This is a genomic window from Micrococcus sp. FDAARGOS_333 (assembly GCF_002206575.2).
Classification (GTDB): domain Bacteria; phylum Actinomycetota; class Actinomycetes; order Actinomycetales; family Micrococcaceae; genus Micrococcus; species Micrococcus lylae.
The window spans coordinates 624,046-646,125 of record NZ_NJFJ02000001.1; the positions used below are offsets into that span (position 1 = coordinate 624,046).

Sequence of the window (22,080 nt, forward strand, 5' to 3'; positions counted from 1 at the left end):
CGCCTGCGGCCGGTGCCCCGTCGGTGCGTGCTCAGGCGGATGGGCGCGGGCCGGGGGCCTGCTCGGCGTCCTTCGTCTGTCCCCGGGCGAACCGCTCCGCCCTCGGCGGAGGAGCCTGCTCGGACGCCTCGCCCGGGCCTAGCCTGGTGCCATGATCACTGCACGTCCCCCGAAGGGTGCCCGCCCGCCGGCCTCCGCCACGGACCGCGCTCGGCGTCCCCGCATCAGCCCGCTCCTGCCGACCATGGCCTTCGCCCTGGCCGGCGTCATCGGTGCCGCGATCCGCGGTTCGAAGAACACCTCCGCCCCGACCGCCCGCGAGCGCCGTCAGGCCGGCCGCGGCGGGAAGGCGTGAGCGCCGGGGCCTGCCCCTGCGGGCTCGGCCTGCCCTACGCCGAGTGCTGCGGGAGGGCACACCAGCGCTTCGCGGCCACCGGGAAGCTGACCGCGCCCACCGCGGAGGCCCTCATGCGCTCGCGCTTCGCCGCGTTCGCCCGCCTCGGCGAGGCGGATCCGAACCACGACGACGGCGCGGCGGAGTCTGCCGCGATGGTCGCCTACCTGCGGGCCACCTGGGCCGCCGAGCATCGCCCCTCCGCCGCGGACCTCACCCCGACGCCGGCGGAGCCGGCGGCGCGCTTCACGCGCCTGGCCGTGCTCTCCACCCAGGACGGCGGGCCGTTCCAGGACCGCGGTGTGGTCGAGTTCGTGGCGGTCGGCGAGGGCGAGGGCGGCCGCTTCCGCCTGCACGAGACCAGCCGCTTCCGCCGTGAGGATGGGGCCTGGGTCTACGTCGACGGCGAGGTGCGCTGACCGGAGGGCGTCGGTCTGCCTCAGGGCGGGCCGGCAACTGACGCCGGCACGTCTCGAATGCGTGCGTCGGCCCGGTCCCGACCTCAGAGGAAGAGACCGGAGAGGACCGAGAGGACCAGCGCGGCCAGGCAGAGGACCGCCACGATCGTGACGATCGGCTTCGGACGGCGCGGGGCGTCGTCCTCCTCGAATCCGTGGTGGCGCAGCTCCGGGGGCATCTCGCCCATGGCGGGTCTCCTCATTCCTCGTCCGGGGTGAACAGGTCCTCGATCCGCCGCTCGAACACCGCGGCGAGGCGGAAGGCGAGCGGGAGCGAGGGGTCGTAGCGGCCCTTCTCCAAGGAGATCACGGTCTGGCGGCAGGCGCGATCGCGTCAGGAGGAAACCATGAGGTGGGCCGCTGAAGGCTATGCAGCCGAGGTTGCAGGCACGGGGAGGCCCTCGCACCGCCGCCGGGAAGGCGGAGGTGCGGGGGCCGTCGTCGTGAAGGGGGAGACGCTCTCCCGTCAGCAGAGGATCAGCGGTTCAGGAAGTCCTCGACCGAGGGAACCACCGCACGGGAGTCCAGCAGCTCGCGCTGCATGGCGGCCTCGGTGATGCGGTTGGCGGCCTTGACGGCCTCGGTGCGCATCTTGATCTTGATGTCGTTCTTGTGGGTCGGGGTGCCGGCCACCTGGTGGGCCTCGGTGTCCATCGGCAGCGGCAGGGCCTCGCAGAGCGTGTACTCGTCCGGCATCTCACCGGTCAGGAAGTACTCGCGCACCGGGGCGTCCACACACTCGGAACCGTACGGGAAGACGCCGTGCGAGCCCTCGTTGTCCACGGAGATCAGCGAGGTGTTGCGCAGCACGCCGGCGGCGCGGTGGCCGCCCTCATACGGGGTGGCGGCGTCCAGCTCCGTCTGGATGATGACGGCGTCCTGGGCCTTGGCACCACCCGGCTGCTTCGGCATGGAGGTCTGGGCGGGCCAGTACATGCACTCGGACGGGCCCATCATGACGCCGATCCACGGGGACTTGCGGATCAGGTCCTTGACCCACGAGGTCCAGTAGCCCTTCGACTGGTTCCACTGGCCGTCCTGGCAGCGGATGGCGGAGAAGGTGCCGGAGAAGGTCACCTGATCGCCGGTCTTCACGGCCTCGGCGATGCGGCCGCGGTTCTCCACGGACTCCATGCCCCGGGCGGCGAAGCGGTCGAAGGCCGCCACCTGGTCGGCCGGCATCTCCGCGCGAGCCCGGGCGACGACCTCCTCGAGCTGGGCCTTCGCCTCCTCCGGGGTCTCCGCCTCGGCCTCCTCGGCGGAGATCTGCAGGAACATGCGGATCATCGCGCCGGCGAACGGGTAGTCGGCGGTGTTGTACATCGCCGGGAGGATGAACGAGCCGGCGACCAACTGGCCGAGCATCGAGCGGGTGCCGCCGGCGGCCTCCCACTGCTCGCGGATCTCCATCGCGTCGGTGCCCAGGCCGAACTCGTCGTCATGGCGGGCCATCCACGGGAGCGTCATGTCCTGGAACTGGCGGTCGCGGGAACGCGGCTGCAGGTCCCAGGTGGTCTGGAGGCCGTCACGGGAGACGTCCACGGCGGAGTCCAGCAGGAAGCGGTGGGCGCGCTGCGGGAACTCGCGCTGGTACCAGGAGCCCAGCCAGGTGCCGTAGGAGTAGCCGATGTAGGACAGCTGCTCCTCGCCGAACAGGGCGCGGATGAAGTCCATGTCATACACGGTCTGCTCGGTGGTGATGTACGGGGTGAGCGGGTTCTCGAGGCAGGCCTCGGTCTGGGCCTTCTGGTCCTCCCAGATGTCCGCGTCCGGGTCCGGGGTGTACGTGCACTCCAGCGGAGTGGACTCGCCCACGCCTCGCGGGTCGAAGCCGATGAAGTCGTAGGACTCCGCCAGCTCGGGGGCGCGTTCGGCCATGGCCGGGCCCCAGGGCAGGCCGGAGCCGCCCGGTCCGCCCGGGTTCACGAGGGCGATGCCCTGGCGGTTCGGGTTGCCCTTCGAGGTCTCGGTCTTGGCGACCCGCAGGGTGATGGTGTTGCCGTCGGTCGGGTTGTGCCAGTCCCGCGGCACGGTCACGTCCGCGCAGGCGGTGCCCGGGATGGCGCCGAAGCGCTCGTTGAGGGACTCCGAGCCGAAGTCGCAGTCCTCCCAGTTCAGCTCCTGGTCCAGCAGGTGCGCGCCGAGGACGCCGGCGTCGTTCACCTGGTTGCCCTTGCCGTTGTTCCCGTTGCCGTTGCTGCCGTTGCCGGGTGCGGCGCTCGCCGGGGCGACGCCTCCCAGGCCCAGGGCGGCGACCGCCGCCACGGCCGCCGAGATCTTCATGTAGCGCGACTTCTTCAGGCTCATGCCCATCGTCCTCATCTGTCGTGTTGTGTTGCCGGGAGTGACACAGGCTTCCCCCTCAGACAGTCTGTGTGTGCGCCACATTACAGATCGACGCGAACTGAATGTGGCGGGAATCACCCCTGGGCCGTGGTTCCACGATGCCAGTGGATGGATATTCGACGCCTGACCAGGGCAGTCAGGGCGGTGTGTAACCAGCCGGTCACAGTGTGCCGCGGAGTGGAAGGCCGTCGTCAGGCCAGGCGCGAGGTCGCCTCCAGCAGCCGTGCCCGCAGAGCCTGGCCGCGGGCTGCGAACTCGCGCTGGCGTCGCGCGTACTCGGCCCGGCCCGCGGGCGTCTCGATGCGGATCGGCTCGAAGCCCCAGTCCACGAGGTCGTAGGGCGAGGCCTTCATGTCCATCTCCCGGATCTCCCAGGCCAGCTCGAAGCAGTCCGCTGCGAGCTCCGAGGGGACCGCCGGCGTGAGTTTGCCGGCCCACTTGTGGAGGTCCATGTTGCCGTGCAGGCATCCGGGCTGCTCCATGTCCCGCATCGTCTGGCGGGTCGGCTGCTCCTCGTTCAGGGTGCGGGCCTCGGGGGCGAAGAAGCGGAAGGCGTCGAAGTGCGTGCAGCGGATCCGCTGGCCCTCCACCACGGCGTTCGTACCCTTGGTGCCGAGGCGCAGGGGCACGGTCGAGTGGCGCACCCCGTGGACCTCGGAGCGATAGGCCATGGCCCACTCGTGGAGGCCGAAGCAGCCGAGGCGGGCCTCACGGCCCGCGGTGCGGCCGAGCAGGTCGCGGATGAAGGCGATCCCCGTGGCGCGGTCCGCGGCGAAGGTCTCCTGGTCCACGGTCCAGCCGCCCTCCGGGGCGTCAGGGTGCTCGCCGGGGGCGACGCGGCGGTAGTGCGTCCACCTGGTCCGCGGGGCCTGCGCGAACTCCTCGGCCTCGGCCGCCGCGGCCGAGCCGGCCGAGTCGTCGGCGAGGATGACGCCCAGCCCCGGGTGCCAGCGCTGCAGTGAGCCTGCGGACTGGCTGTAGTACGTGAAGAGGAAGTCGTACACGGGGTGGCGCAGGCCGTCGTTGTGCAGTGCCATGAGCGGATCGGTGCGCTCGGCGATGCGGGCCCGATGCGCCCGGGCGGCGGCGCGCCACTGGGCGGCGGACAGGACGACGTCGGCCTGCTGGGGTGTGGCAGGGCGGCGGTGGAGGTCAGAGGGGGAGTGCATGACTCCGCCCATTCTTCCCGAATCGCGGGTCCGAGCCGGCTCTCTCCGGACGTCCGGCCCCCGCTGTGTGGCGCGTTCAGATCACATTCAGGTAACGGTCCTGATGTCCAGGGCTTACCCAGGCTAGATTTGCACTCGCGTGTATGGCCTGGATCACGCCCTGAGGGGAAACAAGGGCGCCAGTCGCCGCACCCGCACCGCCCGCCCGGTCCCGGGCGGGGAATCCACATCATTGGTGAGGAAAGGCGAGGTTATGTCTGATAACCCCCAGCGCACCCGGAGGTTCCGGGCCCTGGCCGCCGCCGTCGCCGGTGCCGGCCTGGTCGTGGCGCCCATCGCGGGCGCTCCGGCCATGGCGGCCCCGAACGACGTGCAGGCCAGCTCGACCACCGGCGTGCCGACGATCTCGGACAAGTACGAGGCCGGTCGTTACTTCGTGGTCCTCAAGGACCAGCCCTCGGTGACCTACACCGGCGGCACCGCCGGCTTCGAGGCCACCGCCACGGGCAAGGGCAAGCCGTTCGACGCGAACCGCCCGTCCGTGGCCAAGTACGAGCAGCACCTGGCCATGCGTCAGGAGGCCGTCGCCAAGGGCGCCGGCGTCAAGACGCAGATGAAGTTCAAGCGTGCGCTCAACGCGTTCGTCGCCGAGCTGACCCCGGCCCAGGCCATGCAGCTGGCGAAGGACGACCGCGTCCTCGGCATCGCCAAGGACGAGCAGAACGCTCCGGACTACTCGTCCACCGAGTTCCTGGGCCTGCCCGGTTCCAAGGGCGCCTGGAACAGCACCTACGGCGGTGCGGCGCAGGCCGGCAAGGGCGTCGTGGTCGGCGTCATCGACACCGGCATCTACCCGGACCAGCCGTTCGTGTCCGGCGAGCCGGTCAAGCCGCTGTCCGGCACCCCGAAGGTCGGCGAGCCGTACAAGACGGCCGACGGGCGCACCGCCATGCTCAAGGCCGACGGCACCACCGCCTACGCCGACTGTGAGACCGGCCCGGACTTCCCCGCCGAGTCCTGCAACGACAAGATCCTGGGCGCCTACGCGTTCTCCGAGGACTTCGAGGCCTTCGTGCCCGCCGAGAACCGTCACCCGTCCGAGCGCATCTCGCCGCTGGGCGTGTTCTCGCACGGCACCCACGTGGCCACCACGATCCTCGGCAACCACGGCACCGAGCAGATCATGAACGACGAGTCCTACGGCGAGGGCTCCGGCGTGGCTCCGGAAGCCAAGCTGATCTCCTACAAGATCTGCTGGGAGGACAACGACCCGAACACCGGCGGCTGCTACACCTCCGCCTCCGTGGCCGCCATCGAGCAGGCGATCGCCAACAACGTGGACGTGCTCAACTACTCGATCTCCGGCAACAACAACTCGATCGTGGATCCGGTGGCCATGGCCTTCCGCTCCGCGGCCGAGGCCGGCATCTTCGTGGCTGCCTCCGCCGGCAACTCCGGCCCGGGCCCGAACACGGTCAACCACTCCTCCCCGTGGCTCACCACGGTCGCCGCCCAGACGTTCTCCAACGAGCTGACCGGCACCATCGAGTTCGAGGACGGCACCAAGGTCCGCGGCGCCTCCGCCGCCACCTCTGAGGCCGGTCCGGCCGAGGTCGTGCTCGCCTCCGAGGTCGCCGCCGGCTCCGACGAGAAGGCCGCGCGCCTCTGCGTGCCGGGCGGACTCTCCGACGAGGCCGCCGGCAAGATCGTGGTCTGCGAGCGCGGCGAAATCGCGCGCGTGGACAAGTCTGCGGCCGTGGAGGAGGCCGGCGGCGTCGGCATGATCCTGGTCAACATGACCGAGGGCTCGCTGGACGCCGATCTGCACTCCGTGCCGACCGTCCACACCAACGACACCTCCGTGATCGACAAGGTGCGTGGCAAGGACGTCAAGGCCACCATCGTCCCCGAGGACACCACCGGCCTGCCGGAGGAGCCGCTGCCGCAGGTCGCCGGCTTCTCCTCGCGCGGCCCGTCCAACGCGGAGAACCAGGAGTTCCTGAAGCCGGACGTGGGCGCCCCGGGCGTCGCCGTCCTGGCCGGCGTCTCCGCCCTGGACCCGGACTACGGCGGAGACACCTTCGGCCTGATGTCCGGCACCTCCATGGCCTCGCCGAACGTGGCGGGCATGGGAGCCCTGCTGGCCGGCAAGCACACCGACTGGTCCCCGATGGCCATCAAGTCCGCCCTGATGACCACCGCCGACCCGGTGAAGAACTCCGACGGCTCGGACAACCAGGACAACTTCGCCACCGGCGCCGGCTCCGCCAACCCGAAGGCCGCCGCGGCCCCGGGCCTGGTGTACGAGTCCGACGCCAAGCAGTGGGACTCCCTGCTGTTCGGCGACATCGCCGGCCGTGACGTCAACGTCCCGTCCGTCGTGGTCCCGGACGTGGTGGGCTCCACCGAGGTGAAGCGCACCGTGACCGCCACCCAGGCAGGCACCTGGAAGTTCACCTCGGACGTTCCGGGCTTCGAGATCAAGGCCTCCCCGTCGACCGTGACCCTCGCCAAGGGGCAGTCGGCCGAGGTCACCCTGACGATCTCGCGCACCGATGCCGAGCTGGACACCTGGACCCACGGCTCCATGTCCTGGGAGCGCCCGGCCGCCCAGTCGGTGACCTCCCCGGTCACCCTGAAGGCCAAGGCCGCCTCGGTCACCGCCGAGAACGGCACCGCCGACATCGTCGACGAGGGCGCCTCCGGTTCCCACGACGTGGAGGTCAAGGCCGGCATCACCGGCGAGCTGACCCCGACCATCGCGGGTCTGAACCAGAGCGAGTCCGAGGCCATCACCAAGAAGCCGGGCGGTGAGCTCGATGTCGCGGAGAACGAGTCGACCGCCATCCGTGAGGTGAACGTGGCGGAGGGCGTGGAGTCCTTCTCCGTCGCCATCAACTCCGGCCGTGCCGGCTCCGACTGGGACCTGTTCGTCTTCACCCCGTCCGGCCAGCTCATCGAGCGGGCCACCGCTGCGGAGTCCGAGGACGTCACCATCAACTCTCCGGCGGCCGGTCAGTACATCGTCATCGCGCACCTGTACAGCACCGACGACGGATCCAGCGACGACGCCACCCTGGAGACCCTCCAGCTGACCGCCGACGCCGGCAACCTGACCGTCGACCCGAACCCGGTTCCGGTCGTGAAGGGCCAGACCACCAAGACCACCGTCTCCTGGTCCGGCCTGACCGAGGGCACCTGGCGCGGTGTGATCACCTGGGCTCCGGGTGTGACCTCCAACGTCACCATCACCGTGGGTGAGGGCGGCGGCCAGCCGGGCGACCCCGAGGTCTGCGACGTCGAGGACTTCTCGGACAACCCGGAGGGCTCGCAGTTCTACGGAGCCGTGCGCTGGATGCAGTGTGCGGAGATCACCTCCGGCTATGTCGACGGCACGTACAAGAAGCACCGCGACATCACCCGTGGTGAGTCCATTGCCTTCCTGTACCGCTACATCAAGCCGGAGCACACCGCTCCCGCCACCTCGCCGTTCTCTGACCTCTCCACGCGCTTCACGCACTACGAGGCCATCACCTGGGCGGCCCAGGCCGGCGTGACCACCGGCTACCTGGACGGCACCTTCCGTCCGAAGCGCGACGTGAGCCGCGGCGAGTTCGCCTCGTTCATGTACCGCGCCGCCGGTGAGCCGGAGTACACCGCCCCGGCCGAGTCCCCGTACACGGACGTGCTTCCGGGCTCGACCCACTACAAGGCGATCGCCTGGCTGCATGACCAGGGCATCGTGGAGGGATACGGTGACGGCACCTTCCGTCCGGGCACCGACATCTCCCGCGGTGAGGTCGCCGTGATCATGGAGCGCTTCGACGGCACCCGCTGATCACAGTTCGGATCACCCGGTGATCTGACCTGACGCAGAGGGCCCCGCACCGGCAACGGTGCGGGGCCCTCCTGCATGTCCGTGAGCGGCACTCCCTAGAATCCTGTCCATGCCCTCGCACGCCGCCCCTGCGCCCTCCGCACCGTTTACGCGCCGTCAGGGACTCTTCGCCGTGAGCCTGACGGGTGTCGCCGGCTTCGTGGACGGGCTGGCCTTCATCCATCTCGGCGGCTACTTCGTCTCCTTCATGTCCGGCAACTCGTCCCGCGCCGGTGCGGATCTGGCCGAGGGGTTCGTGGAGGGCTGGGCGAAGGCGATGGGTCTCGTGGCCGCCTTCGTGGTCGGCGTGATGCTCTCCTCGCTTGTGCTGGGACGCCGACGCCGTAGGCATCGGACGCCGGAGGACGGCCCACAGCTGCCCGCAGTGGCCCTCACCCTCGGCATCCTCGTGGTCGCCGCGCTGCTGGCCGTCGTGGTCGACGTCGCCCCCGAGCCGCTCGCGGGTGCCGCCGACGTGGTGGCCCCGCCGATCATGGCCGCTGCCATGGGTGCCGTGAACGGCACCTTCACCCGCGGGGGGAGAGGTGACGGTCGGCCTCACCTACATGACCGGCACCCTGGTGAAGGTGGGACAGCACCTGGTCGCCGCGTTCTCCGGCGGCAGTCGCACGCTGTGGCTGCACTACCTGGGGCTGTGGGCGGCGATCGCCCTGGGCTCCATCCTCGGAGCGGTGGCCTACCTGCAGGTCGGTCTGCAGGCTCTGTGGTTCGCGGTGGCCTCGCTCGCCCTCTCCCTCGCCCTGGCACAACGACGACGGCGACGCGCCTGAGCAGGGTGCGGAGGCGTCACGCCGGCGTCCGGCGACCCGCTCAGCGGCCGGTGCCGCCGTACACGGTGGCCTCCACGTCCGTGTCCATGCCGAAGGCCGAGTGGATGGCCTTCACGGCGGTGTCCAGCTTGTCCTCGCCGGTCACCACGGAGATGCGGATCTCCGAGGTGGAGATCATGTCCACGTTCACGCCGGCCTCGTGCAGGGCCTTGAAGAAGGTCGCGGAGATGCCCGGGTTCGAGCGCATGCCGGCGCCGATCAGGGAGAGCTTGCCGATGGCCTCGTTGTAGACGATGTCCTCGAAGCCGACCCGCTCCTGGGCGGCGCGCAGGGCCTCGCGGGCCTCCTTGCCCTCCACGATCGGCAGGGTGAAGGAGATGTCCGTGCGGCCGGTGCCCTCGCGGGAGACGTTCTGCACGATCATGTCCACGTTCGCGTTGGCCTCGGCGATCACTGCGAAGATCTCGGCGGCCTTGCCCGGGATGTCCGGGACGCCGACGACGGTGACCTTGGCCTCGGAGCGGTCGTGGGCGACGCCGGAGACGATCGGCTGTTCCATGGGTTCGCCTTCCTTGATGGTGATGGTGTCCTCGGGGTCGGGGATCACCCAGGTCCCCTCGTGCTGGGAGAAGGAGGAGCGCACGTGCAGCGGCACGCCGAAGCGTCGGGCGTACTCCACGGAGCGCAGGTGCAGGATCTTGGAGCCGGACGCGGCCATCTCGAGCATCTCCTCGGAGGAGATCCGGTCGATCTTCTTCGCGGAGGGGACCACGCGCGGGTCGGCGGTGTAGACGCCGTCCACGTCCGTGTAGATCTCGCAGACGTCGGCCTTCAGTGCGGCGGCCAGTGCCACGGCGGTGGTGTCCGAGCCGCCCCGGCCCATGGTGGTGATGTCCCGGGACTCCGGGCTCATGCCCTGGAATCCTGCGACGATCGCCACGTGGTCCGTGTCCAGGGCGGTCTTCACGCGGTCCGGATTCACCGAGATGATGCGGGCACGGCCGTAGCTGGTGTCCGTCATCATGCCGGCCTGGGAGCCGGTGTAGGACCGGGCCTGGGAGCCCTCGGCGTGGATCGCCATGGCCAGCAGCGCCATCGAGATGCGCTCGCCGGCGGACAGGAGGATGTCCATCTCGCGGGCGGGGGCGTCGTCGGTGAGCTCGGCGGCGAGGTCGAGGAGCTCGTCCGTGGTGTCGCCCATCGCGGAGACCACCACACACACCTGGTGTCCGGCGCGCTGGGTCTCCACCACGCGCTTGGCCACACGCGTGATGCCGGCGGCGTCCGAGACGGACGAGCCGCCGAACTTCTGCACGATCAGACTCATGGTGTCCTGCCCTTGCGGTTCGGGGTCGGTGAAGCCGGGAACCGGTCCGTGCCCGCACACCGGAAGGGGTGTGGAGCCCATGCTGACCGGGGCCGTCCGGGGTCATCGTAGGCACGGTGCCGGGGCAGGTCCGACATGTGAGGTCGAATGTGTCCAGCCGGTGGACGCCGGAGGCCCGGCCCGCCTCCAGCTCAGACCTGAGACTGATGTGGGCCCGGGCTGGAAGGTGTCATCATGAGTCCATGACACAGATCACCTCGGCCTCGATCCCGGAGGTCCCGCAGCGGCGGGAACCCGGCGGGATCGACGCACACGGCCTGTCCCGCTCCTTCGGGGACGTGAAGGCCGTGCAGGAGATGGCCCTCTCGGTCCCGCCCGGGAAGGTCACCGCACTGGTGGGGCCGAACGGCTCCGGCAAGACGACGCTCATGCTGATCCTGGCCACGCTGTTGCGCCCGGACACCGGCTTCGTCACCGTCGACGGGATCGACGCGATGCGCGACCCGCAGGGCGCCCGCCGGCGGATCGGCTGGATGCCGGACACCCTGGGCGTCTGGGAGTCGCTGACCTGCCTGGAGATCCTGGGGACCATGGGCCGGCTGTACGGCATGTCCGGCGCCGAGGCCGACGCGCGGGCCGCCGAGCAGCTCGAGTGGGTGCAGCTCACCGAGTTCGCCAAGCGCCCCGCCCGTGTGCTCTCCCGCGGCCAGCAGCAGCGGCTGTCCCTGGCTCGAGCCACCGTGCACCGCCCGTCCGTGCTCCTGCTGGACGAGCCGGCCAACGGCCTGGACCCCGGCTCCCGGCTGCGCCTGCGCGACGACGTCCGCCAGATGGCCGCGGACGGGGTGGCCGTGCTGGTCTCCTCCCACGTGCTCTCGGAGCTCGAGGAGATGTCCGACCGCGCGGTGGTCGTCCGCGACGGCACCACGGTCTCCGCCTCGGAACTGGACGACGCCGCGGACCGAGAGCTGCGGTACCGCATCGCCGGCCCGGAGAACGCCCAGGGTGCGGCCCTGACGCGGGCGCTCGAGGAGCGAGGCATCCCCTACACCCACGGCAGGGGACGGCAGCGTGCCGGTGTGGTCGTTGCCGTGTCCGGTCGCCAGGCGGCAGCGCAGCTGCTGGCCGAGCTGGTCGGTGCCGGCGTGCCGATCGCCCACTTCGCGGAGGAGGGCTCCCGTCTGGAGGATGCGTACCTCGCCGCGGAGCGTCCGGCCGCGCAGGGCTCGTCCGGCGCCGGCACGGCGGCCGGGCCGGCAGCGAACGCCGCCCCGCAGGAAGGAGACTCCGCATGAGCCACGTCGGCACCCTCGTGGGGATGGAGCTGCGCCAGCGGATGCGCTCGCGCGGCTGGTACGTGATGCTGGCCGTCTTCTTCGTGCTCACCGGCCTGGTGACCCTCGGCGCGCTGGGCCTGTTCGGCCTGTCCGGGGCGGGGCCGGAGGAGCGGCAGGCCTCCGGCCGGCTGATGTTCGACTTCGTCGCGTTCTTCGTGCTCCTGCTGTCCCTGCTGATCTCCCCGGCGCTGTCCGCGAACGCCATCACGGGCGACCGCGCCGGCGGCACCCTGGCGATCGTCCAGGTCACGCCGGTGCGGACCTGGCAGCTGATGCTCGGCAAGTGGATCGCCGCATGGATCCCCTCGGTGGCGTTCCTGTTGGCGGCGCTGCCCTGGTTGATCGTGACCCTCGTGTTCGGTGACCTGCCGGTGTCCATGCTGCTGCTGGCCTGCCTGGTGCTCATGGTGGAGTTCGCCGTGGTCACCGGACTCGGCGTCGCCGTCTCGGCGATCTCCGGCCGCACCCTGTTCGCCGTGGTGGTGACCTACCTGCTGGTGGCCCTGCTGGGGATCGGCACGCTCATCGGCTTCGGCCTGGGCACCCAGTTCACCAAGACCACGGTGAAGGCCAACTACCCGGACTACTCCTCCACCGCAGACGTCGACTGGCAACCCGGACAGGTAAAGGAGTGCACCGGGCGGCTTCGGGACCAGGAGGTCTCGGACATGCGGCGCATCGGCTGGGCGCTGGCGCCGAACCCGTTCGTGCTTATGTCGGATGCCGTGGCTCCGGCCAGCCGGCTCCTGGACGAACGGGACGCCGCGGTCAATTCCCTCATGACCACGATCTCTGCGGGCACCCGCATCACCCAGCTGTCCCCGGAGGAGACCATCTACTGCGTGGACGGCATCCCGCGGACCACCGGCGAGCCGCTGCTGGTCGAGCGCGGCGGTCTCACCCCGGTCTGGCCGCTCGGCCTGGCCGTGCAGGTCGGGTTCGTGGCGGTGCTGATGGTGTTCGGACACCGGCGGCTGAACACTCCGGCCGGACGTCTTCCCCGCGGCCTGCGGATCGCCTGAGCGGCCTCGTCAGCCGTTGAGGAGGCGGCGTCCCTCGAAGGCCCGGCCGAGGGTGACCTCGTCCGCGTACTCAAGGTCGCCGCCGACGGGCAGGCCGGAGGCCAGCCGGGTGACGCGGATGCCGGTGGCGCCGAGCATCCGGCCCAGGTAGGTGGCGGTGGCCTCGCCCTCGAGGTTGGGGTCGGTGGCGAGGATGACCTCGTGGATGACGTCGTCCTGGAGGCGGGTGAGCAGTTCGCGCACGTGCAGCTGCTCCGGGCCGATGCCGGCGATCGGATTGATGGAGCCGCCGAGCACGTGGTACCTGCCGCGGTAGGCGCGGGTGCGTTCGATCGCCATCACGTCCTGCGACTCCTCCACCACGCAGAGCAGGGACGTGTCGCGCTTGTCGTCACGGCAAATGGCGCAGCGCTCCTGTTCGGAGACGTTGAAGCAGAGCTCGCAGAGCTTCACCTTCTCCTTCACGGTCCGGATCGCGTCGGACAGACGCAGCATGTCCTCGGACTCGGCTTCCAGGATGTGGAAGGCGATGCGCTGCGCGGACTTCGGGCCGATGCCCGGCAGCCGGCCGAGCTCGTCGATGAGGTCCTGGACGGCACCGTCGTACACGTGTCACCTGTGGCTTTCTCGCGGCGCGTGGGGTGCCGCGTGGATGGAGTGTCCGCGTCGGCGGCGCGGGCAGGTCAGCTGTTCGGCTGCTCTTCGATGAGGCGGGCGCCGAGGATCCGCTCGACCACGGCGCGGCCGACGAGGCCGGACTCCTCGAGCGAGATGTCGTCGTCGCTGGCGACCTCGTCCTCCCAGGATACGGAGGGCTTGGCCTCGGCCGGCGGGGTCGTCGGCTCGGGGCGGGGTGCGCGGCCACGGGCGGCGTCGCGGGCCGCTTGGACGGCCGCCGCACGCGGGTCGAGCGCCGGCCTCTCGCTTCCCGACGACGGCTCCTCGCCGCCGCCTGCCTCCCCGCCTCGCGGACGGGACAGGTCGGCTGCGCTGGGACGGCCGCCCTGAGACGGGTCCGCGGCGCCGGGTCCGCCCGGTGCGCCGGAGCCGGGCACGCCTCCGGGACCGCCGGATCCTTCGTTCACCGGGGGGTCGGCCGAGCCGCCCTCGGCCATGCGCTGCATCAGGGCCCCGAACCAGGAGGCGGGGTGGCCTCCACCGCGCTCGGCGAGGGCCTTCGGGTCGTTGCCGGCGGCGGCCTCGGCGAAGGCGACCTCGCGGGCGGAGCGGGCACCGGTGGGGCGCTCGCCGGACGGGGAGCCCGCCGAGTCCTTGCCGGGGAGGCCGGGGACTCCGGTCTCCTGCGTCGCGGACGAGTCGTCGTGGTCCGGGGCGGGGACGCCCGGGTCCGGTGAGTCGTCACTGCTGGGGCGGCGGGAGGATGGACCCTCTGAATCGGCAGCCGAAGCGTTCGGGCGCGGGTCGTCCTCGGCGGAGCGGTCGAAGCCCTGCGGTCTCAGGTTGCCGAAGCGGGCGGCGAACTCGGCGCGCAGCTCGGACTCGGGCCGCGCGAACACCGGGATCGAGTGCTCGACCTCCGGGACCAGGGGGCCCGGGTCGTAGGCCGGCACCGGGGAGCCCTCGGCCGAGGATGACGGGCCGGCCGGGTCGGTGCCCTGCGGTGCGGACGACTCGGCGGACGGGTCGACCTTGCCGCCCTGGACCGAGGCCGACGCGTCCTCCAGAGCCTGAGGGTCCTGACGGTCCTGACGGTCTTGTCGGTGCTCGTCAGCGGTGGTGTCGTCGTCCGCGTCGTCCGCGGCGTCCGCGGCGGGCGCGGCGGGCGCGGAGGAACCGGAGGCGCCGAAGGTCTGCTCGGCCTCGGAGCCGGTGTCCTCCGGGCTCCAGCCCTCGGGACCGGCCGAGTCCTCCATGTCCGAATCCGGGTCGAACTCGGGGATGTCGGCCCACGGGTCGTCGCCCGGGGACTCGGAGGGGCCGCCCCAGTCCGGGGCGGTGTCCTGCGGGGTGCCCCAGGCGTCTGGGGAGGGCGCCGGCGGGGGAGTGGTCTCACGATTGGCCGGCCGCTGGCGCTGCTCGTGCTCAGGCGGGGCCGGTCGCTCGGGCTGCGGCGGCTGCGGGGCCGGTCGCTCGGCCTGCGGCGTCTGAGGGCGCGGACGCTCGGGGTGCTGCGGGCTTGGGCGCTCGGGCTGCTGCGGCACCATGGGGGCCGAGTCCTGCGCGGGCTGGGGGCCTGGATTCTGCGGCGTTCCGCCGTTCACAGGTCCGGCCGCCGGGGAGGGGCGGCCCTCAGCTTTTGGGTGCCGGTCTCCCTGGGGGCCGTCGCCGCCGAGGATCAGGTCCAACTCGGGACGGATGCCGAGGACGCGGTGCACGGCCTCCGCGAGCACCTGGTCGCCGCGGCGGTTCAGCAGGGAGCGTCGCGGGCCGTCCTGGGTGAAGCCGACGGTGAGCAGACGGCCGTCGAAGCCGGCGACGGACGCGTTGTCCTTGACCAGCATCCACACCAGGCGGGAGGAGTCCTCGAGCGCGGCGAGGATGTCCGGCCAGGCGCGGCGCACCATCTCCACCGAGTTCGTGGCCTGGCCGCCGGACGGCGGCTGCTCCGAGGCGGGGGTCGAGGAGTCTGTGCCCTCGGCGGCGTCCGGTGCGCCGGGGGTCTCCACCGGCGGGGCCTCGCTCTGCGGCCCCTGCGTCGAGGGAGCCTCGGTCGGCGGTGTCTGCGGAGCCTCGGCTGGCGACCCCTGCGTCGGGGGAGCCTCGGCCGTCGGAGCCTCGGCCTGCGGTGCCGTCGGTGCCTGTGGACGCTGCGAGACCTGCGGCGCCTCCTGAACCTGCTGGGCCGCTGGGGCCTGCTCGGCCGCCGGAGCGCCCTGACCGCCCGGCGCGGTGTCCTGCCGGCGCATGGCGGCACGGGCGAGCGCGGCGCCGGACAGTCCGGCCGCGGCGGCCACGCCACCGCCGCCGTCTGCACCGTCACCGGCGGCTTCGGCGCTGCGGGCCGCACCGTCCGGGGTGCGACCTGCGGCCGCTGCATCGGCGGCAGGCGAGGCGGGCTGGGAGGGCGCGGGGCCGTCGTCGGGAAGGGAGCCGCCGGCGTAGGCGAGGCGACGCTCCAGGGCCTCCAGGCGCGCGGACAGGCCGCGGTGGGTGTCATCGGAGGCGGGCAGCAGCAGACGGGCCATGAGCAGCTCGAGGTGCAGGCGCGGGCTGGTGGCGCCGACCATCTCGGACAGGGCCTCATTGGTGATGTCCGCGAGCCGGGAGAGCTCGGCGCGGCTCAGCTGGGCGGCCTGCGCGGCCAGACGCCGGACCTGGTCCTCCGGCACCCCGTGGAGCACCGCGGACGCCTGGTCCGGCATGGCGCGGGCGATCACCAGGTCACGGAAGCGGTCCAGGAGGTCCTCCACGAACCGCCGCGGATCCTGTCCGGACTGCACCACGCGGTCCACGGCCTTGAACACGGTCTGCGAGTCGTCCGCGGTGAGGGCATCGATGACGTCGTCCAGCAGGGCCTCGGGGGTGAAGCCGAGCAGGTTCACCGCGAGGTCGTAGTCCACGCGCCCCTCGGCGGCGCCGGCGATCAGCTGGTCCAGCACGGACAGGGTGTCTCGCACCGAGCCGGTGCCGGCGCGCACCACCAGCGGCAGCACGCCCGGGTCCACCTGCGTCTGCTCGGAGGCGCACAGCTGCTCCAGGTACGCGATCAGCGGCTCCGGCGGCACCAGCCGGAACGGGTAGTGGTGGGTGCGGGAGCGGATGGTGCCGATGACCTTGTCCGGCTCCGTGGTGGCGAAGATGAACTTCAGGTGCTCCGGCGGCTCCTCCACGATCTTCAGCAGGGCGTTGAAGCCCGCCGAGGTGACCATGTGGGCCTCGTCGATGATGAGGATCTTGTAGCGGTCCCGGACCGGGGCGAACGTGGCGCGCTCGCGCAGGCCGCGGGCGTCCTCCACGCCGCCGTGCGAGGCGGCGTCGATCTCCAGCACGTCCAGCGATCCGGGGCCGCCGGTGGCGAGGTCCCGGCACGAGTCGCACTCGCCGCACGGGGTGGACGTCGGGCCCTGGGCACAGTTCAGGCAGCGGGCCAGAATGCGTGCGGAGGTCGTCTTGCCGCAGCCGCGCGGACCGGAGAACAGGTACGCGTGGTTCACCCGGTCCTTGGACAGGGCGGTCCGCAGCGGGACGGTGACGTGGTCCTGCCCGATGACGTCCTCGAACCGGTCAGGGCGGTAGCGGCGATACAGGGCGGTGCTCACCCGTAGAACACTATCCGGTGTGCCGGACGTCATGGAACGGCCACGGAATACCTGTGGACGGCCGTTCTGTTGCGCCCATCATGACTCAGACCACCGCAGACCTGCGCAACGACGCCGAGCAGCACGCCCGCTCCACCGCCCCCGAGGACCTGGGGGTGCGGCTGGACCGCAAGGCGCTCGACGCACTGTTCGAGGGCTCCCACACCACCCAGCTGTTCACCGATGAGAGGGTGGACCCCGAGCTGATCCGCCGCGTCTACGAGGACCTGCGCTGGGCCCCGACCGCCATGAACAATCAGCCCCTGCGCCTCGAGCTGATCGAGTCGGAGGAGGCCAAGGCCCGGCTGCTGCCGCACATGATCGCCTTCAACCAGGAGAAGACGCGGCGGGCGCCGCTGACCCTGATCGCCTCCTATGACCTGGACTGGCACCGCCACATGCCGCACCTCGCCCCGTTCCGCGAGGGCTTCGCCGAGGACGCGGAGGGCAAGCCGGGCATGCGCGAGGGCATGGGCCGAACGAACGGCTGGCTGCAGATCGGCTACCTGATCCTCGCGCTGCGCGCCCACGGCCTGCAGGTCGGCCCCATGGCCGGCTTCGACGGCGACGGCATCGACGCCGAGTTCCATGGGGACACCAACTGGAAGTCCCTGCTGGTGCTCAACGTGGGTCACGCCCCGGCCGGCCACGAGAAGGCCCAGCAGCCCCGCCAGGGCCGCCTGGAGTTCGACCAGGTCGCCACGGTCCTCTGACCGCCCCGTGGGCACAGGGGCGACGACGGCACAGGGCCCCCGGAGCGCTTGCTCCGGGGCCCTGTGGTCGTCCGGGGAGGAGTGCTCCGCGGTCGGGGCGGTGACGGACCGTGGGCTCAGGCGGTGAAGGCGGTCTCGTCGAAGACCCAGGCCTGGCGGGGCAGCGCCCGGGGGTCGAACGCGGCGACCGCGTCCTCGAGAGGTCCGGCCGGCAGGCCGACGGAGGCGAGCATGACGTCCCGCACGCGCTCGCCGACCGCGCTCAGGTTCGCGGGGGCGCCGACGGCGGCGAGGTCCTCGAGGGTGACGGCCCCGTCCCGCTTGGCCAGGCGACGGCCCTCGGCGTTCACCACGAGCGGGACGTGCAGGTACTCGGTGTCCGGACAGTCTTCGCCGCGGGCGACGCAGAGCGCCTCGGCCAGCCAGCGCTGCCGCGGGGCGGAGTCGAGCAGGTCGTCACCGCGGACGACCTGGTCGACGCCCTGCTCGAGGTCGTCCACCACCACGGCGAGGTTGTAGGCGTAGGCGCCGTCGTTGCGGCGGAGGACCACGTCGTCCACCAGCCCCGTGACGGTGCCGTGGAGCAGGTCACGGGCGGAAGCCTCCGGGAACTGCCCTGAGGCGAGCCCTTCGATCCGGGCGGCGTCCACGCGAAGTGCCGCAGGGCGCTCGGCACGGCGGCGGTCCCGCTCGGCCGCGGACAGGTTCCGGCAGGTGCCGGGGTAGAAGCCGGGAGGACGAAGAGGCGCCGGGGAGGCGGAGGAGGGGCCGTCGTCGTGCTGCCCGGCGGGTCCGTTGGGCGCGGAGGAGGCTTCTGCGATGTCCTTGCGGGAGCAGTAGCACTCGTAGACAGCGTCCTCGCCGAAGCGGGCGCGCAGGGCTGCGACGGCGTCCGCGTACAGGGCGGTGCGCTCGGACTGGCGGACCGGCTCCGCGTCCCACGTGATGCCGACGGCCGCCAGCTCGGCGAGCTGCTCCTCCTCGGCGCCGGAACGGACACGGTCCAGGTCCTCCACACGGAGCAGGAACGGGCGGCCGGAGGCGCGGGCGGCGAGCCAGGCGAGCATCCCGGTGCGCAGATTGCCCACGTGGAGTCGGCCTGTGGGGGAGGGGGCGTAGCGACCGGCGGGCATCGTCAGGCTCCTCGGGGTGCGGGCCGGAGACGCCGTGCGGCGCATGGCTCCGGGGAAAGTGAAGACCCCCCACGCACCTGCCAGAGCCCACCTACCCTTGCTACCTTCCGGTCCTGGGGGAGTTCAGCGAGATGACACCACGTGAGGGGCCGTAGGCGAGTCTAGCAGTGAACCATGAGGCGGGCGATTCAGTGGTCGATTGGCATTGTCGGGAATCTGTGGTGTAGGCTCATCCGTGCCCTTGACCGGTTCGCCGGCAAGGGTGAGCCAAGGAGGATTCGCCTAGCGGCCTATGGCGCACGCCTGGAACGCGTGTTGGGTTAACAGCCCTCGGGGGTTCAAATCCCCCATCCTCCGCGGAAGAAGAGCCCTCGGACTTCGGTCCGGGGGCTTTTCGCGTGTCCGAGAGCCTCTGAAAGACGCGTTGTGTCCCCCTCGGTGACGTATGCTTCACCATCAACCGAGGGTGTTCTGCCTCACATTGCGCCAGACCGGCGAGAGGGGGAACAGCGGCTCCCTCACACTGTTCTCTTCATCTCGGAGGCCACAGCATGTCGTTTGAGGAACTCATCGAACTCACCAACAAATACATCTGGTCCTCGGCCCTGGTGTACCTGTGTCTGGCCGCAGGCGTCTACTTCTCCCTGCGCACCGTCTTCCTGCAGGTGCGGTGCATCCCGGACATGCTCACCCAGCTGAAGGCCGGCGAGAAGTCCGCGGACGGCACGTCTTCCATGCAGTCGCTGATGATGTCCCTGGCCGGCCGCGTGGGTATGGGCAACATCGGCGGTGTGGCCACCGCGATCGCCTTCGGCGGCCCCGGCGCCGTGTTCTGGATGTGGACCGTGGCCTTCCTGGGGGCGGCGACCTCCTTCATCGAGTGCACCCTCGGCCAGATCTTCAAGGAGAAGGACCTGGACACCGGTGAGTATCGCGGCGGCCCGGCCTACTACCTCTCCAAGGCGTACCAGCACACCTCCTTCGGCGGCGCCCTCAAGGTCTACGCCGTGGTCTTCGCGATCGTGACCGCGTTCGCCACCTCGTACTTCCTGCCGGGCGTCCAGGCCAACGGCATGGCCGCCGCCATGGGCGAGGCGTGGGGCGTGGCGCACTGGGTCGTGGCGCTCGGCGCCGTGATCCTGCTGGCCTTCATCGTCATCGGCGGCGTGAAGCGCATCGCCACCTTCGCCGTCTACGTGGTGCCTGTGATGGCGGTGCTGTACATCGTCCTGGCGCTGATCGTGTTCTTCGTGAACTTCGACCAGATCCCGTACGTGTTCTCCACGATCTTCACCTCGGCCTTCGGCTCCCACGCCGTGTTCGGCGCGATCCTCGGCATGGCCGTCCAGTGGGGCGTCCAGCGCGGCATCTACTCGAACGAGGCCGGCCAGGGCACCGGCCCGCACGCCGCGTCCGCCGCCGAGGTGTCCCACCCGGCCAAGCAGGGCTTCGCCCAGTCCTTCGCCGTGTACATCGACACCCTGTTCGTCTGCACCGCCACCGCGTTCATCATCATCTCGACGAACATGTACAACGTGTTCTCCGAGGGCAAGGAGGACTCCGCGAAGCTGTTCACCGGCAGTGTGGCGGACTCCGTGAAGGTCGGGCCCGGCTACGTGCAGAACGGCTTCGACACCGTGTTCGGCGGCTGGGGCCCGTCCTTCGTGGCGGTCGCCCTCGCGTTCTTCGCCTTCACCACGATCGTGGCCTACTACTACATGGCCGAGGTCAACACCTCGTTCCTGGTCCGCAACCTGAAGAGCCCGATCCTGCGGCGCGGTGCCATCCGCGCCGTCCAGGGCCTGATCCTGATCTCCGTCGCCTATGGCGCCGTCACCACCACCGGTGCCGCATGGGGTCTCGGCGACATCGGCGTGGGCTCCATGGCCTGGCTGAACATCGTGGGCATCCTCCTGCTCCAGGGTCCGGCGTTGAAGGCGCTGAAGGACTACCAGCAGCAGAAGAACGCCGGGCTGGACCCGCAGTTCGACCCGCGCAAGGTCGGCATCCGGAACGCGGAGTTCTGGGAGCTGCGCGCCGACGGGCTGGTGAAGCAGGGCATGACCGGCGAGGAGCTTGCGGCCACGGCCGACACCGTGGACGCCCCGCGCCGCGACGGAGGCTCGCACGGCGCCTGAATCCTGCGGACACCCAGCTGAAGCGCAGCCGATACGAGGCCCGCACCTGTGACGGTGAGGGCCTCGTGCGCCGTCCGTGGGTGGTACCACCTCCCCTGCAGGCGCTGAACCATGCGGATCTGGCCGCCTGGACCAGGGTGATGCAGGGTGTTCAGAATCATGGAGTGCTCGTGATGACGCTCTGTATCTGCATTGGGTATGCTTAGCCATGGGGGAGCTCTCACCGGCTGGACGCCCGAAGCAGAGTCGCTCACTCCGTTCCACTGTGAAGACCATCTGACTGAGGTAAAGAGATGAGCGTCGACAACGCCAACAACACCCGCCGTGCGGTCAACCGTCGCGCGGTCACCACCGGCCTTGCCTGGTCCGTCCCGGCCGTCGCCGCCACCGCGGCCGCGCCGTTCGCCGCCGCGTCCCTGGTGAAGAACCCGGGCATCAACGGCTGGGTCCAGGTGGCAGCAGGCTCGAGCTACACTTGCACCCGGCGCGTGACCGTCACGTCGCGTCCGTCGAACCCGGGCCGGACGCCTGACGGCGCTCCCTACGGCCTCTACCTCTACGACACGGACCCGCGCGGCCACTATGACGCCGCGAAGATCGTCTACTGGGTCCGTGGCGACCACACCAGCCGCAATCGGATCACGTGGCGATCGGGCGGCAATCACTCCTCCTGCTGGTCCGGTCCCACCACGGGCACTGCGCAGCGGAAGTCGGACGGTGCCGTGTACACCCCCTACACCTGGACCTACACCTGCGCCATCGATCCGTCCACGGTCTCTCGGGACGGCCGTCTGTACCTCGGCAACTTCGATGTGTACGCGGACATCAACCAGAACTTCGGCGACCGGTATTGCGAGCCGCTCCAGTTCTGGGCCTACCGCGAGATCCGCGTGGACGCGGACGGCGACGGCCCGGGCGAGCCGGAGCTGATGCACTTCGAGCGTCACGCGGACCTGGACCGCACCCGCGGCTTCCGCTCGGGCGACGGCGCTGCGCCGAGCCAGGCGGGCACGGATCGCGCTGCCGGCGGCGGCGCTGACTCCGCCGCCGAGACGTCGTTCGACGAGGCCTCCGCGATCCACTGACACCGGGGCACTCCCCCCCCCCCCCCCCCCC

The 22,080-nt window shown here is 71.0% G+C and carries 16 protein-coding genes, 1 tRNA gene, 1 other RNA gene and 2 pseudogenes; 11 read left to right on the forward strand and 9 right to left on the reverse strand.

The features are described 5' to 3' along the window. Positions 1 to 151 precede the first annotated feature (151 nt). Together CEQ11_RS13035 and CEQ11_RS13040 are read left to right on the forward strand one after the other, a co-directional pair. Positions 152 to 355, forward strand: coding sequence for a hypothetical protein (locus CEQ11_RS13035; RefSeq protein WP_088477693.1), 204 nt, complete (start codon positions 152 to 154; stop codon positions 353 to 355). Next, entirely contained in the window at positions 352 to 813 is a 462-nt protein-coding gene (locus CEQ11_RS13040; RefSeq protein WP_088477694.1) for a YchJ family protein, read from the forward strand. The genes CEQ11_RS13035 and CEQ11_RS13040 overlap by 4 nt, the downstream gene beginning before the upstream one ends. Before the next feature lie 83 nt (positions 814 to 896). Here the strand turns inward: CEQ11_RS13040 and CEQ11_RS12850 are convergent, their stop codons facing one another. The 4 genes and pseudogenes from CEQ11_RS12850 to CEQ11_RS02915 all read right to left on the reverse strand — a co-directional run bounded on the left by CEQ11_RS12850 (position 897) and on the right by CEQ11_RS02915 (position 4,367). After that, entirely contained in the window at positions 897 to 1,040 is a 144-nt protein-coding gene (locus CEQ11_RS12850) for a hypothetical protein (protein WP_193762974.1), read from the reverse strand. 11 nt (positions 1,041 to 1,051) lie between these two features. Beyond that, positions 1,052 to 1,171, reverse strand: a pseudogene (locus CEQ11_RS02905) (helix-turn-helix transcriptional regulator); the annotation flags it as partial. A gap of 158 nt (positions 1,172 to 1,329) precedes the next feature. Beyond that, the gene (locus CEQ11_RS02910) at positions 1,330 to 3,159 is read right to left on the reverse strand and encodes an alpha/beta hydrolase (RefSeq protein WP_227718702.1); all 1,830 of its coding nucleotides are present in this window, start codon (positions 3,157 to 3,159) and stop codon (positions 1,330 to 1,332) included. Positions 3,160 to 3,389: 230 nt separating this feature from the next. Then, the gene (locus tag CEQ11_RS02915; protein WP_070637062.1) at positions 3,390 to 4,367 is read right to left on the reverse strand and encodes a 3-methyladenine DNA glycosylase; all 978 of its coding nucleotides are present in this window, start codon (positions 4,365 to 4,367) and stop codon (positions 3,390 to 3,392) included. 253 nt (positions 4,368 to 4,620) lie between these two features. On the opposite strand from CEQ11_RS02915, the gene CEQ11_RS02920 reads away from it, so the two are divergent. The 3 genes and pseudogenes from CEQ11_RS02920 to CEQ11_RS13270 all read left to right on the forward strand — a co-directional run bounded on the left by CEQ11_RS02920 (position 4,621) and on the right by CEQ11_RS13270 (position 9,035). Further along, positions 4,621 to 8,205 (forward strand): S8 family serine peptidase, encoded by a 3,585-nt coding sequence (locus CEQ11_RS02920; protein ID WP_088477696.1) that lies wholly within the window; start codon positions 4,621 to 4,623, stop codon positions 8,203 to 8,205. A gap of 109 nt (positions 8,206 to 8,314) precedes the next feature. Beyond that, positions 8,315 to 8,722: pseudogene (locus tag CEQ11_RS13420) on the forward strand (DUF1275 family protein); the annotation flags it as partial. An 88-nt stretch (positions 8,723 to 8,810) separates the two neighbouring features. Then, a complete protein-coding gene (locus tag CEQ11_RS13270) occupies positions 8,811 to 9,035 on the forward strand; it encodes a DUF1275 family protein (RefSeq protein WP_255397837.1) in 225 nt (74 codons plus the stop codon). Positions 9,036 to 9,075: 40 nt separating this feature from the next. Here CEQ11_RS13270 and CEQ11_RS02930 read toward each other — a convergent pair whose 3' ends face one another. Beyond that, positions 9,076 to 10,362 (reverse strand): aspartate kinase, encoded by a 1,287-nt coding sequence (locus tag CEQ11_RS02930; protein WP_088477697.1) that lies wholly within the window; start codon positions 10,360 to 10,362, stop codon positions 9,076 to 9,078. A 242-nt stretch (positions 10,363 to 10,604) separates the two neighbouring features. Here CEQ11_RS02930 and CEQ11_RS02935 point away from each other — a divergent pair, with 242 nt between their 5' ends. Together CEQ11_RS02935 and CEQ11_RS02940 are read left to right on the forward strand one after the other, a co-directional pair. Continuing rightward, positions 10,605 to 11,657, forward strand: coding sequence for an ABC transporter ATP-binding protein (locus CEQ11_RS02935; protein WP_088477698.1), 1,053 nt, complete (start codon positions 10,605 to 10,607; stop codon positions 11,655 to 11,657). After that, on the forward strand, positions 11,654 to 12,721 hold the full coding sequence (locus CEQ11_RS02940) for an ABC transporter permease (protein WP_070637071.1): 1,068 nt from the start codon (positions 11,654 to 11,656) through the stop codon (positions 12,719 to 12,721). The genes CEQ11_RS02935 and CEQ11_RS02940 overlap by 4 nt, the downstream gene beginning before the upstream one ends. A 9-nt stretch (positions 12,722 to 12,730) precedes the next feature. On the opposite strand, the gene recR is transcribed toward CEQ11_RS02940, so the two are convergent. Next, positions 12,731 to 13,330: a recombination mediator RecR gene (gene recR / locus CEQ11_RS02945; RefSeq protein WP_067189286.1), complete on the reverse strand. Its 600-nt coding sequence runs from the start codon at positions 13,328 to 13,330 to the stop codon at positions 12,731 to 12,733. A 74-nt stretch (positions 13,331 to 13,404) separates the two neighbouring features. Next, a complete protein-coding gene (locus CEQ11_RS02950) occupies positions 13,405 to 16,941 on the reverse strand; it encodes a DNA polymerase III subunit gamma and tau (RefSeq protein ID WP_088477699.1) in 3,537 nt (1,178 codons plus the stop codon). A gap of 80 nt (positions 16,942 to 17,021) precedes the next feature. On the opposite strand from CEQ11_RS02950, the gene CEQ11_RS02955 reads away from it, so the two are divergent. Then, on the forward strand, positions 17,022 to 17,693 hold the full coding sequence (locus tag CEQ11_RS02955; RefSeq protein WP_088477700.1) for a malonic semialdehyde reductase: 672 nt from the start codon (positions 17,022 to 17,024) through the stop codon (positions 17,691 to 17,693). A 116-nt stretch (positions 17,694 to 17,809) separates the two neighbouring features. Here CEQ11_RS02955 and gluQRS read toward each other — a convergent pair whose 3' ends face one another. Beyond that, positions 17,810 to 18,826, reverse strand: a complete 1,017-nt coding sequence (gene gluQRS / locus CEQ11_RS02960) for a tRNA glutamyl-Q(34) synthetase GluQRS (protein ID WP_088477701.1) — start codon at positions 18,824 to 18,826, stop codon at positions 17,810 to 17,812. Between the two features lie 57 nt (positions 18,827 to 18,883). Continuing rightward, positions 18,884 to 18,980, reverse strand: an RNA gene (ffs, locus tag CEQ11_RS02965) — signal recognition particle sRNA small type. A 117-nt stretch (positions 18,981 to 19,097) separates the two neighbouring features. Between ffs and CEQ11_RS02970 the strand changes: the two genes are divergently transcribed. The 3 genes from CEQ11_RS02970 to CEQ11_RS02980 all read left to right on the forward strand — a co-directional run bounded on the left by CEQ11_RS02970 (position 19,098) and on the right by CEQ11_RS02980 (position 22,049). After that, positions 19,098 to 19,183 (forward strand) — tRNA-Ser (locus tag CEQ11_RS02970). A 194-nt stretch (positions 19,184 to 19,377) separates the two neighbouring features. Continuing rightward, a complete protein-coding gene (locus CEQ11_RS02975) occupies positions 19,378 to 20,964 on the forward strand; it encodes a sodium:alanine symporter family protein (protein WP_088477702.1) in 1,587 nt (528 codons plus the stop codon). A gap of 293 nt (positions 20,965 to 21,257) precedes the next feature. Next, entirely contained in the window at positions 21,258 to 22,049 is a 792-nt protein-coding gene (locus CEQ11_RS02980; RefSeq protein ID WP_088477703.1) for a hypothetical protein, read from the forward strand. The last annotated feature ends 31 nt before the right edge of the window (positions 22,050 to 22,080 follow it).